Genomic DNA, 15,229 nt, shown 5'->3' on the forward strand with positions numbered 1-15,229 from the left:
TCAAAAAATGGAGATGTTATGAAATGAGAGAGAAAATCGAGTTGGAGTTAGAAAGAATTGAAAAAGAGAATGATGTAAAAATTTTATTTGCGGTGGAATCAGGGAGTCGTGCTTGGGGATTTCCATCGAAAGATAGCGATTATGATGTTAGGTTTGTTTATATACATCCGGTAGAATGGTATTTATCAATTCATGACAAACGTGATGTAATTGAATATCCAATTAGTGATGATTTAGATATAAGTGGTTGGGATATTAAAAAGGCGTTGCAACTATTCGCGAAGTCGAACCCAGCTTTACTTGAGTGGATTCGATCACCAATTTTTTATTCGAAAAACTCTAATTTTCCAGAACTACTTCAACAGATGAGTGAGAAGAATTTTGATCCAAAAGCAACGATATATCATTATTTACATATGGCGTCGAAAAATTATCGTGAATTTTTGCAAGGTGAGAATGTAAAGCTGAAAAAGTACTTTTATGTATTACGTCCTATTTTAGCTTGTAAGTGGCTAGAAGAGAAAGCAACTTTACCACCTGTAGAATTTGATCGATTGATTACAGAATTACCATTAGAACGTAGTGTGTTGGATGAGATTGAAAAGTTGTTAATAAAGAAAAAAGCAGGTACTGAATTAGATGTTGGATTGAAAATTAAGGTGCTAAATCAATTTTTAGAAGAACAAATTCATTACTATGGGCAATATGTAAAAGGAATTGAAAAGGGATCAGGGATCGATATTGAAATTTTAAATACACTATTTCGAGACATGCTGTTTGGAGCATATGAAAAAGAGCACAAGTAAGTTTGTGCTCTTTTTATTTTGTAGGAATGAAGAAAACAGATATAGCTGCGATAAGACCTGCAAAGGAGAATAAGTAAAAATTCCATGCTAAGTCATATTGCATTGTCATAATAATACCGATGAGAATAGGGCCAGCAATTGCACCAACTCGGCCAAGTCCCAGTCCCCAGCCTAAGGAGGTAGCTCGGATATGTGATGGGAAGTATTGTGTTACATATGCATTTAATATTTGAGTAATACCGACCGATCCAATACCAGCAAGGCCAATTAAAAGATAAATGATTGTAACAGATGGCTTAATTGTTAATAGTCCGATACATATGGCTGCCATAAGATAAGAGATGCTAATAACAATTTTTGCGCCTATACGATCAGCAATTGCTCCAGCGAATAACGCACCAACAGCTGCGGTAATATTTAGCATAAGTAGAAAAGACAGACTAGATCCAAGAGGATATCCCGCCTGGCGCATCATCTGTGGTAACCAAGTATTTAAACCGTATATTAAAAACATTCCCATTATATAAGTGATCCAAAAAAGTAGTGTTGCTTTTATGTATTCTTTTGAGAATAAAGTAAAAAATCCATTTTTCTTTCGTATAGTAGATGGAGCTTGATGAGTTTTATTTTTTACATGAAATTCAATTTGAAAACGATTAAGAATTTGGTTCACTTCTTCTTGGCGATTACGTGATAATAAAAATTGAATGGACTCAGGTAAATAGCGAATAATGAAAGGAATGAGGAGTAGTGGAATCATTCCGATACCAAACATAATTCTCCATCCGAAATCTTCTAACATAAACATAGACAAAATAGCACCTAATACGATACCTAAAGGATAGCCAGTAAACATAAGAGCATAAATAAAAGATTGCCTTTTTTTTGGTGAATATTCAACAGTAAGTGCTGAAGCCGTTGGGATAACACCGCCTAATCCGATTCCTCCTATAAATCGAGATAATCCAAATAACTCAGGAGAAGAAGCGATAGCCGCTAAACCCATTGTGATAGAAAAAAGTGCTAAACAGCATATAAGCGTCCATTTACGCCCAATTAGATCTGTAATCGTTCCAACTAGAATAGCCCCAATAAACATCCCAAATAAAGCATAGCTTGCAATTGTACCAGCGTGCGCTGGTGATAGCGCCCAGCTTTTGTCTTCTAGGAGCTTTGGTAGAACGGCACCGTAAATACCTAAATCATATCCATCAGCTAAAATGGCTAGCCAACAAATAAAAACAACAAGTTTTGTAATAGAGCTTGAAAAGATAGTTTCTGTAGATTCTAGATGAGGTGGAGCTGAAGGTTGCATAATATTCACCCCTTTTAATTTGTAGATGAATATATTATTTTATTTAATGTTAATATTTCCCTCCCTGTGTCGAAATTTATCTGAAAAGATTTTATAACAAATAAAGAAGTTCAACCGTAATTCTGTTGAACTTCTTTATTTGTTTACTCATTATCAACTCGTTTTAACGGTTGATCTGCTGGGCCTTCAAGAACGTCTCCCTCAATTGAAAAACGAGAACCATGGCAAGGGCAATCCCAAGTACAATCACCATTATTCCATTCAACTTCACAGCCGAGATGTGTACAAGTTGTATCGACGATATGTAATTTTCCTTCTTTGTCCTTATAAGCACCTGCTCGTTTACCGTTAACATGTACGACAGATCCTTCACCAACTTCGAGATCTTCTGGCTTACGTAATGCGGTTTCAATCTTACCTTCAATTAAATGTTTCGCAACATCAATGTTTTGGGAGAGGAACGTTTTTATATCTGGATTTGCATGGAAGCGTGATGGTGCATACAGTTCTTTATAGGGACTGTGGACTTTTAGGATGGAGTCCTTCAGTAGGTGAGCGGCAGCAGTTCCAGTTGTCATGCCCCATTTGCGATATCCAGTTGCAACAAAGATATTTGGATTTCTTTCGTTAATATGTCCGATATAAGGAAGCTTATCTAGAGTGATTAAATCTTGTGCTGACCATCTATAAGGAACTTCGTCTATTCCAAAAGTTGCTTCAGCAAAAGAATAAAGTGCTTCGTAATGAAGCATCGTATTTATTCCTTGTCCTGTTTTATGACTCTCTCCGCCAATCAAAATTAATTTTTCTCCATTGTTTGTTATATAGCGTAAGGAGCGCTTTGGATCATCAATACTTAAATACATGCCACCTGGATAATCCGTTTTTGCTTTTATTGCAAGAGCGTAGGAGCGTTCTGCGTACATTCGCGTAAAGAAAAAGCTATTTGCATCATAAAAAGGAAAATGTGAACAAGAGACGACATATTCACAAGTGATATGATGGCCCTCTTTTGTAATTATTTGTGGATGATCTCCCTTTTCCACATCCATAGCTGTTGTTTGTTCGTAGAGCTTTCCGCCCATCTCCACAAACTTTTCTAAAAGTGTTTTTAAATAAAGAAGGGGATGGAATTGTGCTTGATTTTTCATTATAAGCGCAGATTGTACTGGAATAGGAATCGATAGAGATTGAACATAGTCACAAGGTATATTTAATTTTTGATAAGCTTCATATTCTTTCGATAAATTTCTTAATCCGTTATCGGTAGTTGTATATAAATATGAATCTTCATTTGAGAAATTACAGTCGATTTTATATGTTTGAACAGTTTCATTTATGAATTGTAGAGCCTGATTATTTGATTCATAGTAAAGCCCGGCCTTTTCTACACCGAAATGGTTTATTAATTCATCATAAATAAGATCATGTTGTGCTGTTACTTTCGCTGTTGTATGCCCAGTCGTTCCGTTTAAAATACGACCAGAATCAATTAAAACAACATCGATGCCTTCTTTTGCAAGTAAATAGGCAGTAGTAATACCTGTAATACCAGCACCGATAATAGCAACTTTTGTCTTTATATTTTCGGATAAACGAGGGAAAGTAGGAAGCTGAGTAGATTCAATCCAATAAGATAGCGGCAGTTGTGGAAATGTATCACTTGTCATTGCGGAAACCTCCTGATTTTAGAACAATTTTCCTTTTAATATTTCCATATTATATGAAATTTATGTGTGTTGTTTTAGAAGTAGTCTATTTTTATTAAAAGAGGTTATAAATTATTTTAATATAATTAATTAGGTGGGGCATTATGAAGTAGTGGGATTTATATAAAACTAAATTCAAGTGATTCTGTTTGTTGATTACATAGGGAGTTATTGAATGAGATAGAGTCTATGGCTTTTAAGAAAATGTCTATATATAGTGGGTAAATCCTTATGGAATCTATACATTTTCTTTAGTGAAATAAAGTATGATTATAAAAATATAACCACCTTTTATTACTAGGTCATAAAAGGTGTTGACAATATAGAAATTCTATTGTTATGATTCATCATGTGGAAAGGTTGATAGAGAGTAAAAAGAGAAATGTTTTTCATTGATAATAAAAGCGAAAAATAAGTGACGATAGAGTGAGTATATTTTCCTTATAATAGATGCTTTTTGGATCATCTAGTAAAATCAATCTGGAAGCAAGAATTGATATATGTAAGTTGCGCAAGGCGCGGCATAAGAAAGGAGCAAAAGGATGAAGGAGCTTCATACGTTTGGGTGGTATGCAGCACGTGTATCACCACATTTGCCGAAAAAAGCATTTAAACCAGTGCCTACTCGTTTATTTGGTGGACTGGCTTATTTGCTTGTGGCATTGGCGGGGTTAATATCGATTGGTGTATTTGAATTGAATGTGTGGGCGAATCTAGGAATTGCGATTGTTCTTGGATTATGTTTTGCTTCACTTGGATTTTTAGGGCATGAAATTTTACATGGAACTGTTGTAAGAAAGGCATGGCTTCGTGACTTCTTAGGCGCGATTGCATTTATGCCATTATCAACAGGGCCAAAGCTTTGGAGAAAGTGGCATAATGCAACGCATCATGTTCATACACAGCATGAAGAGAATGATCCGGATGCATGGCCGACACTTGAGAAACTTAAGAAGAGTAAGTTTTTGAGTTGGGTATATCGTATGCCTTTACATGTACGTTCATTCTTTAGTTTTCTGTCACTAACAATTCAATTTACATTGCATTCGACTCGAATGTTCTTTCATTTTATAAAAGAGTTCAAGTCATCCAATCAAAAATCTGTATGGCTTCAACTTCTTTTGCCTTGGACAGTTTGGATTAGTTTATTGTTTATTATGGGACCTGGAAAATGGTTATTTGCATATGTCATTCCGTTGTTAATTGCTAACTTTATTGTAATGGCATATATCGCAACAAATCACCGCTTAAATCCAATTGTTCCAGTAAATGATCCGTTAGCAAACTGTTTGTCAGTAACAGTGCCGCGCTGGGTAGACGTTTTACATTTCAATTTCTCATATCATACAGAACATCATCTGTTTCCTGCTATGAGTTCTAAATACTATCCGTTAGTAAAAGAGAAGATTAAAGAAATGTGGCCGGAACGCTATCATGAGATGCCGATGACAAAAGCTTTGGCAGCGCTATGGAATACACCACGTGTGTATTATCAAGGAAGTGAATTAGTGGATCCGCATAGAGAGCATTTCTATGGTTCTTTAGGAAATGGACTAGATCCTCATAATATTTCATATCGTGAGGAACATATAGAGGAAGAAAAGAGTATTAAAAAAGTAAATCAGTAAAAATTAATATATTTTTGCAATGAAAAAGCAAGCCATCTCAGGCTTGCTTTTTCTTATAAAGAAACTTCCTTTTTGTTCTTTTTATGGAATTGGACGGAGTTAGTTTCTTTTCGTTGTAGTCGTTTTTCTAAGAGATTAACAAAATAAGTAAATAGAAGAACAAGTACGAGATAGTATACACCAACGATTATGTAAGTATCTAATTGTTGGAAGTTACCTGCTGCAATTGATAAACCTGATCCCCATAACTCGGACAGTCCTACGTAAGCGACAAGTGAAGAGTCTTTTAATCCGATAATAAATTGGTTTCCTAGAGGAGGAAGAGACAGACGAAATGCTTGTGGTAATATAATCCGGCGCATAGCTAAAGGGTAAGGCATACCTAAGGAGCGAGCGGCTTCCAATTGTCCCCGGTCGACGGATTGAATGGATCCTCGGAAAATTTCCGTAATATATGCACCGTTATGAATTGCTAAAGCGATTGCTCCTGCCCAAAAAGGGGAGAAAACAATGACAGATGTAATGCCAAAATAGAGAATTGCGATTTGAACGATTAAAGGTGTACCACGAATAATAGCAATATAGATATGAGCAATGCTATTTAAAACTTTGTTATTCGAGATCCGAAAGAAAGCAAATAATAATCCAATTAATGAACCGAGTACTAGGGAGGTTAATGTTAATTGTAATGTGACAATAGTAGCTTTTAAGAGTGTGGGATAGGTAGAGATAAAAATTTCAAACATGCGTTTCACCTCATATTGTATAGATTTTAGTAGAGAATGAAATGCCCCACATAAAATGAACATTTAATCAGTGGGGCACTGTTTATGAATCTTTTGAATGGCTAACTTACTTCGTTTTTTCCTCTTCACCGAGAATATTACGCCCGAACCATTTTTTACTGATCTTTTCATACGTACCATCTTTAATGATTTCATCTAACGCTTTATTTACTTTCTCAACCATTTCTTTATCATCTTTGCGAATAGCAATTCCCATTTCATCAAGATTTAATGGTTTTCCGGCTTCTTTTATATTTGATTTTCCTTCTTTTATCATACGTAGACCAACCATTTGATCCGTAATTACTGCGTCAACACGCCCAGGCTCTAAATCCATAAGAGCAGTAATATCGCTGTCATATTCAGTGATTTGATCTGTATATTTTGCAACAAGATTTTTAAAGGTACTAGCTTTTACAACACCAATTTTCTTACCTTTTAAATCTTCTGGAGAAGAGATAGCGTTATTCTTTTTAGCTACAAAAATTTGGGCGCCAGAGCGATAGTACGGATTTGAGAAACTAACAGCTTTTAAGCGCTCCTCTGTAATTGCCATACTACCCAGTATTACATCATATTTCTTCGCTTGAAGACCTTGAATCAGCGTTTCCCATGGGTTTGTAACTGGCGTAGCCTTCATGTTCATCTTTTTAGCAAGAGCTTCACCGATTTCTACATCAAAACCGACAAGTTTGCCGTCATTTTCTTTATAGTTAAAAGGTTTGTATAATCCACTCATCGCATAGCGAAATTCTTTTTCACCATTTGTTGAAGTAGTAGAGCTTTCTTTGCTACAAGCTCCTAGTATGAAAGATGTACATAGTGTAATGCTAGCAACAATGGTTAATAGTTTTCTTTTCATAAAACCCCTCCTATATATTGATCATACGGATGGTTTTTTAGTATGTTATTGAAATATTTTATTTGGATGATTAGTTGTGCACCGTATGAATGTATTGTTTTTCGTTCGAAACAAAAGTTACATTATAAAACGTTGCGTAAAAATTGTTTTGCCCGTTCATGTGATGGAGCTGAAAAGAATTGTGCTGGCGGAGCATCTTCTACAATCTTTCCATCATCCATAAAGATGACGCGATCAGCTACATCTCTTGCGAAATTCATTTCATGAGTAACAATAACCATTGTCATCCCTTCTTCAGCAAGTTCTTTCATAACTTGCAATACTTCTCCAACAAGTTCAGGGTCTAAAGCTGAGGTAGGCTCATCAAATAGCATAATCTTAGGGCTCATTGCAAGAGCTCGTGCAATGGCAATGCGCTGTTTTTGACCACCTGAAAGAAGATGAGGAGTTACATCCGCTTTATCTTGAAGGCCGACTTTTTGGAGAAGTTGAGTTCCAATATCCTTTGCATTTGCTTTCTCTAATTTTTTTACGTGAATAGGTGCTTCTATGATGTTTTCTAGTGAGGTCATATGAGGAAAGAGGTTAAAGTGCTGAAAAACCATACCGACATTTTCACGGACTTTATTTAAATTTGAATGCTTTGGATCAATTCGCTCACCTTGTAAGTGAATTTCGCCTTCATCGTACATTTCTAAAAAGTTAAGACAGCGAAGTAATGTACTTTTACCAGAACCACTGGCACCAATTAAAACAACAACTTCTTTTTCTTTTACTTCTAAATCAATTCCTTTTAACACATCAAGTGAACCGAATGATTTTACTAGATTTCGAACTTGAATCATACAAAACCCCCAGTTAAAAATATATTTTACAAATGTTGCCCCTTATTTCTGTTATTAGTCATAAATTGTCAGAATCCTTTATTTTTTTCGTGCAATTTGATATTCAAAGAAATAATATTTTTAAAATCTCTATATCCTTCTATAATGAAAATATGGATAATAATATATAGGTAGTATTTATATTGCTTATAAAAAGGGGGAAAGGGAAGATGGAAAAAGAAAGGAAAACATTTTCTTTTGGATTACGTACACAACTTATGCTATTCACTACAGTTTTAGCTTTCATTACATATTCAACAAGTATCTTTTTTATTTACGTGATATACGATTATTTTCAAAGTTATGTAAGTCAAACTGTATATAATATTATCGTTATGTTATTAGGGGTAGTATGGTCTGGAATTTTAGCATATGGAGCAGCCGTATTTTTAATTAAACCGCTTCGCAAGTTAGAAGAGGCGGCAAGAAAAGCAGCTGAGGGTGATATTCGTGAAGATGTTCCATTACCGAAGACAGATGATGAAATTAAATCTTTAAGTGTTGCATTTAATATGATGTTAGGAAACTTAAGGGGCATGGTAAAAAATATTGATACAACATTTTCGTATACAAATAATCAAGTACAGCAGATTAGAAAACAAACAGGCGAAGCAACGAGACAAGCGCAAGGTGTATCAGAGACACTTGCAGAAATTTCTTCAGGCGCTGAGCAATCAGCGGCATCAATTCAAGCAATTGTTTCTGCTGTTGATACAACGACTTCTATTGCAAGTGAAGTAGAAGAAAAAGCGAAGCAGTCTGATACATTGTCTTCAGAAATGGTTGAAGCTTTAGGGCATAGTACTCGTGTCTTTACGTCTTTAATTCAAGGTATTCAAACATTGGCAAAAGAAAATGAAGATTCAATGCAAAATGTACAGAAGTTAGAAGAACGAATGAAACAAGTAGAACATATTGTGTCTGTTGTGAGTGCGATTGCTAGCCAAACGAATTTATTAGCACTAAATGCTTCTATTGAGGCAGCTCGCGCAGGAGAGCATGGAAGAGGCTTTGCGGTTGTTGCGGAAGAAGTACGGAAACTTGCTGATGAAAGTGATCATTCTGCAAGAAACATATCGCAGTTATTACGGAATATGCAAGATGAAGTACAACAAGTTGCAATGAAAATGACAGAACAAGTAAAAATAGCTAAAGAAGAGGCGAAACGTGGGGAAGCTACGGAATTAATTTTAAAAGAAATGTCATCAAGTGTTATGGAAGTAGCCGATGCAACTCAGCAAATTAGTAGTTATATGAATGAACAAGTGAGCCACATTCATCAAACAGGAGCACAAACAAAAGCTGTAGCAGCAATTGCTGAAGAAACGTCAGCTGGTTCGCAAGAAGTAGCGCGTGTGACGCTACAACAGTCTAAAAATATGATAGTAATCGATCAATTATTAAAGGATTTAGAGAAGCAAGCAACTGATTTGAAACAAACAATTGAACGATTTTCAATGTAAAAGGAAGAACAGAATGCTGTTCTTCTCTTTTTTATTTAGCTTGATTTAATATTTACAGTTAAACTATGAACGTTTCCGCAACATTCTTTTCTGTCCCTTTCGGATGAAAATTATAGCGAGCTATAATATTAAAAGGGGTGTCTTTTATGAAAAAAGAAAAAAGACAACGGTTAATTAAACAATTTGTAAAGGAGTATGAAATAGATAAGCAAGAAAGATTAGTAGAATTGTTAGCAAAAAAAGATGTATTAGTAACACAAGCTACGGTTTCTCGCGATATTCGTGAGTTAAACTTAACGAAGGTACCTTCTCAAGAAGGATTAATGATATATAAAGTTTTCTCAGAAGAGCATGTACAAACTGATATAAAGTTAAAGAAAAAATTACGAGAAGTGGTTGTAAAAATTGATTGTGTAGATCAATTAATGGTTATTAAAACATTACCTGGTAATGCACATGTTATTGGTGTTTTATTTGATGAGTTAGATTGGAAAGAAAAAATAGGATGTATATGTGGAAATGATACATGCCTTATAATTTCACAGTCGAAATCAGATAGGGAGATTATAGAAGAAAGATTAAATTTAATTATTTAGATGCAAAAATCCTGTTTTTAATAAAATTAAAAACAGGATTTTTGTTTAAATACGGAAGTTAAATATTCAACATATATGCGTAATATATGTATTTTTTATTGAGAAAGCGAGATAGTTTGTTATAAAAATACATATTCGTATGATTTTAAAAAAATAACTTGTTTAATATTTCACAATGATAATGTGGATACTTTCACAAAGATGAAAGTGCAGAGCATTTATTATGTACTTGTAAGACATCAAACATATTTAAAAGGAGGTACAACAAATGAAACATCCGATACATGTTACTTCAGAAATTGGGGAATTACAAACGGTTTTATTAAAACGACCGGGTAAAGAAGTGGAAAACTTGACGCCAGATTATTTGCAGCAATTATTATTTGACGATATTCCATACTTACCAATTATTCAAAAAGAGCATGATTATTTTGCACAAACGTTACGCAATCGGGGTGTTGAAGTTCTTTATTTAGAAAAACTAGCCGCTGAGGCGTTAGTAGATAAAAAACTTCGAGAAGAATTTGTTGATCGTATTTTAAAAGAAGGACAGGCCGACGTAAATGTTGCACATCAAACTTTAAAAGAATATTTACTTTCCTTTTCAAATGAAGAATTAATTCAAAAAATTATGGGCGGTGTACGGAAAAACGAAATTGAAACAAGTAAGAAGACACATTTATATGAATTAATGGAAGATCACTATCCGTTTTACTTAGATCCAATGCCTAATTTATATTTTACTCGTGATCCAGCAGCTAGCGTGGGCGATGGCTTAACGATAAATAAGATGAGAGAACCAGCGCGTAGACGTGAATCATTATTCATGGAGTACATCATTAAATATCATCCAAGATTTGCAAAACATAATGTACCAATCTGGTTAGATCGTGATTATAAATTTCCAATTGAAGGTGGCGACGAGCTAATTTTAAATGAAGAAACAATTGCGATTGGAGTATCTGCTCGTACTTCAGCTAAAGCAATTGAACGTTTAGCTAAAAATCTCTTTAGCCGACAAAATAAAATTAAGAAAGTGTTAGCAATAGAAATTCCAAAATGCCGAGCATTTATGCATTTAGATACAGTATTTACAATGGTTGATTATGACAAGTTTACAATTCATCCAGCCATTCAAGGGCCAAAAGGGAATATGAATATTTATATTTTAGAAAAAGGATCAGATGAGGAAACTCTTAAAATTACACATCGTACTTCTTTAATGGAAGCATTAAAAGAGGTATTAGGCTTAAGTGAATTAGTTCTTATTCCATGTGGAGGAGGAGATGTAATTGCTTCTGCTCGTGAACAATGGAATGATGGCTCGAACACATTAGCAATTGCGCCAGGTGTAGTTGTTACATATGATCGCAACTATGTATCTAATACGTTATTACGGGAACACGGTATAGAAGTGATTGAGGTGCTAAGTTCGGAATTATCTCGTGGTCGTGGGGGTCCACGTTGCATGAGTATGCCAATTGTTCGTAAAGATATTTAGTATAAATAACGGAGAAAGTAGGGATGAATTATGTTAATGACTAGACCAAATTTAAAAGGAAGAAGCTTTCTAGCAGAAAAAGATTTTACACAAGAAGAATTGTTATATTTTCTAGATTTGGCAGCAGAATTAAAAGAGAAAAAGAAAAATGGTATCCCGCATCATTATTTAGAAGGTAAAAATGTAGCGCTCTTATTTGAAAAAACTTCTACTCGTACGCGTTGTGCATTTACAGTAGCATGTACAGATTTAGGGGCAAATCCTGAATATTTAGGGAAAGGTGATATTCAACTTGGGAAAAAAGAATCTGTAGAGGATACAGCAAAAGTGTTAGGGCGTATGTTTGACGGAATTGAGTTTCGTGGATTTAATCATGAAACTGTAGAATCTTTAGCACAAAATTCTGGTGTGCCGGTTTGGAATGGATTAACAGATATGTGGCATCCAACACAAACACTAGCAGATTTATTAACAATTAGAGAACATATAGGGAAATTGAAAAATGTGAAGCTCGTTTACGTTGGCGATGGACGAAATAATGTTGCTAATAGCTTACTAGTTGGTGGAGCAATCGTTGGAATGGATGTACGTATTTGTACACCGGAATCTTTATGGCCTGCACAAGAAGTAATTGATTTAGCAAAAAAATATAATGAACAGGTAATGATAACAAGTAATGTGGAAGAAGCTGTTGCGAATGCAGATGTAATTTATACAGATGTATGGGTGTCTATGGGGGAAGAAGAAAAATTTGCTGAACGTGTCGAGTTATTGAAACCTTATCAAGTAAATATGAAAATGATTAAAGCAACAGGGAATGAAAACGTGATTTTCTTACATTGTTTACCTGCATTTCATGATGTTGAAACGATGTATGGCGAAGAAGTTTATGAGAAATATGGGTTGAAAGAAATGGAGGTAACTGACGAAGTATTCCGCAGTAAACATTCAAAAGTATTTGATCAAGCTGAAAATAGAATGCATACAATTAAAGCGGTTATGGCAGCTACTTTAGGAAACATGGAGTAAAGAAGAAAGGGAGTCTTCCTTTCTTCTTTCTCCTCCTTTAGACACTATCATTCACTATTGCTTTTGTATTGTTATTGCAATTTAAGAGAGGTGAGTGGAATGGGTGAAGATAAGAAATTAGGGTTGTTTACACTAACGGCTCTTGTAGTTGGGTCTATGATTGGCGGTGGAGCCTTTAATTTAGCGAGTGATATGGCAAAAGGTGCTGGTGCTGGAGCCATTATTATTGGCTGGGTTATAACAGGAATTGGGATGATTGCACTTGGATTATCTTTTCAAAATCTAACTGTAAAACGGCCAGATTTAGATGGTGGTATTTTTAGCTATGCAAAAGCAGGATTTGGTAATTTTATGGGGTTTAATAGTGCGTGGGGATACTGGCTATCTGCTTGGCTTGGAAATGTAGCTTACGGTACATTATTGTTTTCTTCATTAGGATATTTCTTCCCAATCTTTGAAGGCGGGCAAAATGTAGCGTCCATTATTGGTGCAAGCGTATTATTATGGTGTGTTCACATGTTAATTTTACGTGGAGTTCAATCAGCAGCACTTGTGAATTTAGTAACTACAATCGCAAAATTAGTACCTGTATTTGTATTTATTGTCATAGGAATCTTCGCGTTTCATATTGATACGTTCTTAGATGGATTTTGGGGGCAAACTGGTTCTTTTTCATGGGGAGCAGTTGGCAGCCAAGTTAAAAGTACAATGCTTGTAACTTTATGGGTATTCATTGGGGTAGAAGGGGCTGTTATTTTATCCAGTCGAGCAAAAAATAGAAGTGATGTAGGGAAAGCAACCGTTATTGGCTTAATTGGTACACTCATCATTTATATTTTAATCACATTATTGTCTCTTGGACTTATGCAGCAAGCAGATATTGCGGGTTTGAAAAATCCGGCTATGGCTTATTTATTTGAAAGTGTTGTTGGAAAATGGGGTGCTATCTTTATTAATTTAGGTTTGGTCATCTCTGTATTAGGTGCTTGGTTAGGTTGGACTTTGCTCGCTTCTGAAATTCCATATTTAGCGGCTAAAGATGGAGTATTTCCAAAATGGTTCGCAAAAGAAAATAAAAATAAGGCTCCAGTAAATTCATTGTGGATAACAAATGGTTTAATACAAATGTTCTTGTTAACATTCGTTGTTTCTGATCAGGCGTATAACTTTGCATTCTCTTTAGCATCTTCAGCTATTTTAATTCCATATGCTTTTTCAGCATTTTATCAACTGAAGCATAGCTTAAATTCTGAAGAAGTAGATCGAAATAAAAATATAGTAATTGGTTTGATAGCCAGTATTTATGGCGTGTGGTTAGTTTATGCAGCTGGTTTAGAGTATTTATTATTAACAATGACTTTATATGCGCCAGGTATTTTTATTTTTTACAATGTTCAAAAGCAAAAGAGTTCGAAGCAAATATTTACTCGAGTGGAATTAGCATCATCCGTAGCAATTGGTGCTTTAGCATTCTTTGCGATTTATGGATTAATTACAGGCAGTATTACTTTATAAAGCGCTGTGAAAGCGAAATCAACTGGAGGGCTGGAATATGGCACGAAGAAAAATTGTAGTTGCACTAGGGGGAAATGCGATACAGTCTGGAGAAGCTACTGCGGGAGCGCAGCAAGAAGCGTTGGAAAAAACGGCAGAACAACTTGTGAAAATAATGGAAAATGATGTAGATATAGTAATTGCGCATGGAAATGGCCCACAAGTGGGGAATATTTTATTACAGCAAAAAGCTGCAGAAACGGAAAAGACACCTGCAATGCCATTAGATACTTGTGGGGCAATGAGTCAAGGAATGATTGGATATTGGATGGAAAATGCGATTGAAAAGGCATTGAAAAAACGGAATATAAAAAAAGACGTAGCAACGGTTATAACACGTGTTGTTGTGGATAAAAAAGATGAGGCATTTAAAAATCCAACTAAACCAATTGGTCCTTTTTATACAGAAGAAGAGGCCAGAAGATTAATGGATGAAACAAAAGCAGTGTTTAAAGAAGATGCTGGTAGAGGGTGGAGACGCGTTGTTCCATCACCGAAGCCTGTAAGTATTCATGAACATAAAGTGATTAATTCTTTGGTCGAAGATGGAAATATAGTGATAGCTGTTGGCGGAGGTGGAATTCCAGTAATTGATTCCGAAGAAGGGCTAAAAGGAACTGAAGCAGTTATCGATAAAGATTTCGCTGCGCAGAAATTAGCAGAATTAGTAGATGCCGATACGCTCGTTATTTTAACTGCAGTTGATCATGTGTATGTAAATTATAATCAACAGAATCAAAAAAAATTAGAGCATGTCACAGTGAATCAATTAGAAGAATATATTGAAGAACAACAATTCGCTGCGGGAAGCATGCTTCCAAAAATTGAAGCTGCTATTAATTTTGTTAATACAAATCCAAAAAGAAAAACAATTATTACGTCTTTAGAAAAAGTATATGAAGCACTAGAAGAAAAAGCTGGTACTATTATTTCAAAACAGAATGTATGCATATATGTTTAAATTCTTATGTACGCTACTTAGTAGTAAAAAAGAATGGAGTTAGTAACTTCATTCTTTTTATTTATTAATATTTTTTGTACTCATTGTTCATAAAGTTTTCATGATGAAATCTGAATATGTAAGTTAATTATGATAA

General features: G+C 34.9%; 12 protein-coding genes and 2 pseudogenes. 9 read left to right on the forward strand and 5 right to left on the reverse strand.

The annotated features are described in order from the left end of the window. Window positions 1-23: 23 nt before the first annotated feature. Complete coding sequence (locus tag ACTFR8_RS25060) at window positions 24-806, forward strand: nucleotidyltransferase domain-containing protein (RefSeq protein ID WP_001208233.1); 783 nt, start codon at window positions 24-26, stop codon at window positions 804-806. A 13-nt stretch (window positions 807-819) separates the two neighbouring features. On the opposite strand, the gene ACTFR8_RS25065 is transcribed toward ACTFR8_RS25060, so the two are convergent. Continuing rightward, window positions 820-2,121, reverse strand: coding sequence for an MFS transporter (locus ACTFR8_RS25065; protein WP_001183092.1), 1,302 nt, complete (start codon window positions 2,119-2,121; stop codon window positions 820-822). Window positions 2,122-2,264: 143 nt separating this feature from the next. Next, window positions 2,265-3,791: an FAD-dependent oxidoreductase gene (locus tag ACTFR8_RS25070; RefSeq protein ID WP_000199992.1), complete on the reverse strand. Its 1,527-nt coding sequence runs from the start codon at window positions 3,789-3,791 to the stop codon at window positions 2,265-2,267. Window positions 3,792-4,372: 581 nt separating this feature from the next. Between ACTFR8_RS25070 and ACTFR8_RS25075 the strand changes: the two genes are divergently transcribed. Then, complete coding sequence (locus ACTFR8_RS25075) at window positions 4,373-5,458, forward strand: fatty acid desaturase family protein (protein WP_000661226.1); 1,086 nt, start codon at window positions 4,373-4,375, stop codon at window positions 5,456-5,458. Between the two features lie 53 nt (window positions 5,459-5,511). Here the strand turns inward: ACTFR8_RS25075 and ACTFR8_RS25080 are convergent, their stop codons facing one another. From ACTFR8_RS25080 to ACTFR8_RS25090, 3 genes are all read right to left on the reverse strand, one after another. Continuing rightward, on the reverse strand, window positions 5,512-6,267 hold the full coding sequence (locus tag ACTFR8_RS25080) for an amino acid ABC transporter permease (RefSeq protein ID WP_002004337.1): 756 nt from the start codon (window positions 6,265-6,267) through the stop codon (window positions 5,512-5,514). A gap of 43 nt (window positions 6,268-6,310) precedes the next feature. After that, window positions 6,311-7,105, reverse strand: coding sequence for an ABC transporter substrate-binding protein (locus ACTFR8_RS25085; RefSeq protein ID WP_000823768.1), 795 nt, complete (start codon window positions 7,103-7,105; stop codon window positions 6,311-6,313). Window positions 7,106-7,227: 122 nt separating this feature from the next. After that, window positions 7,228-7,950: an amino acid ABC transporter ATP-binding protein gene (locus ACTFR8_RS25090; RefSeq protein ID WP_000616925.1), complete on the reverse strand. Its 723-nt coding sequence runs from the start codon at window positions 7,948-7,950 to the stop codon at window positions 7,228-7,230. A 374-nt stretch (window positions 7,951-8,324) separates the two neighbouring features. Here ACTFR8_RS25090 and ACTFR8_RS25095 point away from each other — a divergent pair. The 7 genes and pseudogenes from ACTFR8_RS25095 to arcC form a co-directional block, all read left to right on the forward strand. Beyond that, a pseudogene (locus tag ACTFR8_RS25095) lies at window positions 8,325-8,510 on the forward strand (HAMP domain-containing protein); the annotation flags it as partial. Between the two features lie 369 nt (window positions 8,511-8,879). Continuing rightward, a pseudogene (locus tag ACTFR8_RS25100) lies at window positions 8,880-9,452 on the forward strand (methyl-accepting chemotaxis protein); the annotation flags it as partial. A 146-nt stretch (window positions 9,453-9,598) separates the two neighbouring features. Beyond that, the gene (argR, locus tag ACTFR8_RS25105) at window positions 9,599-10,048 is read left to right on the forward strand and encodes an arginine repressor (protein WP_000711827.1); all 450 of its coding nucleotides are present in this window, start codon (window positions 9,599-9,601) and stop codon (window positions 10,046-10,048) included. A 268-nt stretch (window positions 10,049-10,316) separates the two neighbouring features. Continuing rightward, complete coding sequence (arcA, locus tag ACTFR8_RS25110) at window positions 10,317-11,549, forward strand: arginine deiminase (RefSeq protein WP_000682331.1); 1,233 nt, start codon at window positions 10,317-10,319, stop codon at window positions 11,547-11,549. Window positions 11,550-11,579: 30 nt separating this feature from the next. After that, window positions 11,580-12,578 (forward strand): ornithine carbamoyltransferase, encoded by a 999-nt coding sequence (gene argF, locus ACTFR8_RS25115; RefSeq protein WP_000930289.1) that lies wholly within the window; start codon window positions 11,580-11,582, stop codon window positions 12,576-12,578. 99 nt (window positions 12,579-12,677) lie between these two features. Beyond that, window positions 12,678-14,093 (forward strand): arginine-ornithine antiporter, encoded by a 1,416-nt coding sequence (gene arcD, locus ACTFR8_RS25120; protein ID WP_252209769.1) that lies wholly within the window; start codon window positions 12,678-12,680, stop codon window positions 14,091-14,093. 37 nt (window positions 14,094-14,130) lie between these two features. Beyond that, window positions 14,131-15,093 carry a carbamate kinase gene (gene arcC, locus ACTFR8_RS25125; protein ID WP_044584084.1) on the forward strand — a complete coding sequence of 321 codons (963 nt, stop codon included), beginning with the start codon at window positions 14,131-14,133 and terminating at the stop codon, window positions 15,091-15,093. Window positions 15,094-15,229: the final 136 nt, after the last annotated feature.

Source organism: Bacillus cereus group sp. MYBK15-3 (genome assembly GCF_051916765.1).
Classification (GTDB): domain Bacteria; phylum Bacillota; class Bacilli; order Bacillales; family Bacillaceae_G; genus Bacillus_A; species Bacillus_A cereus.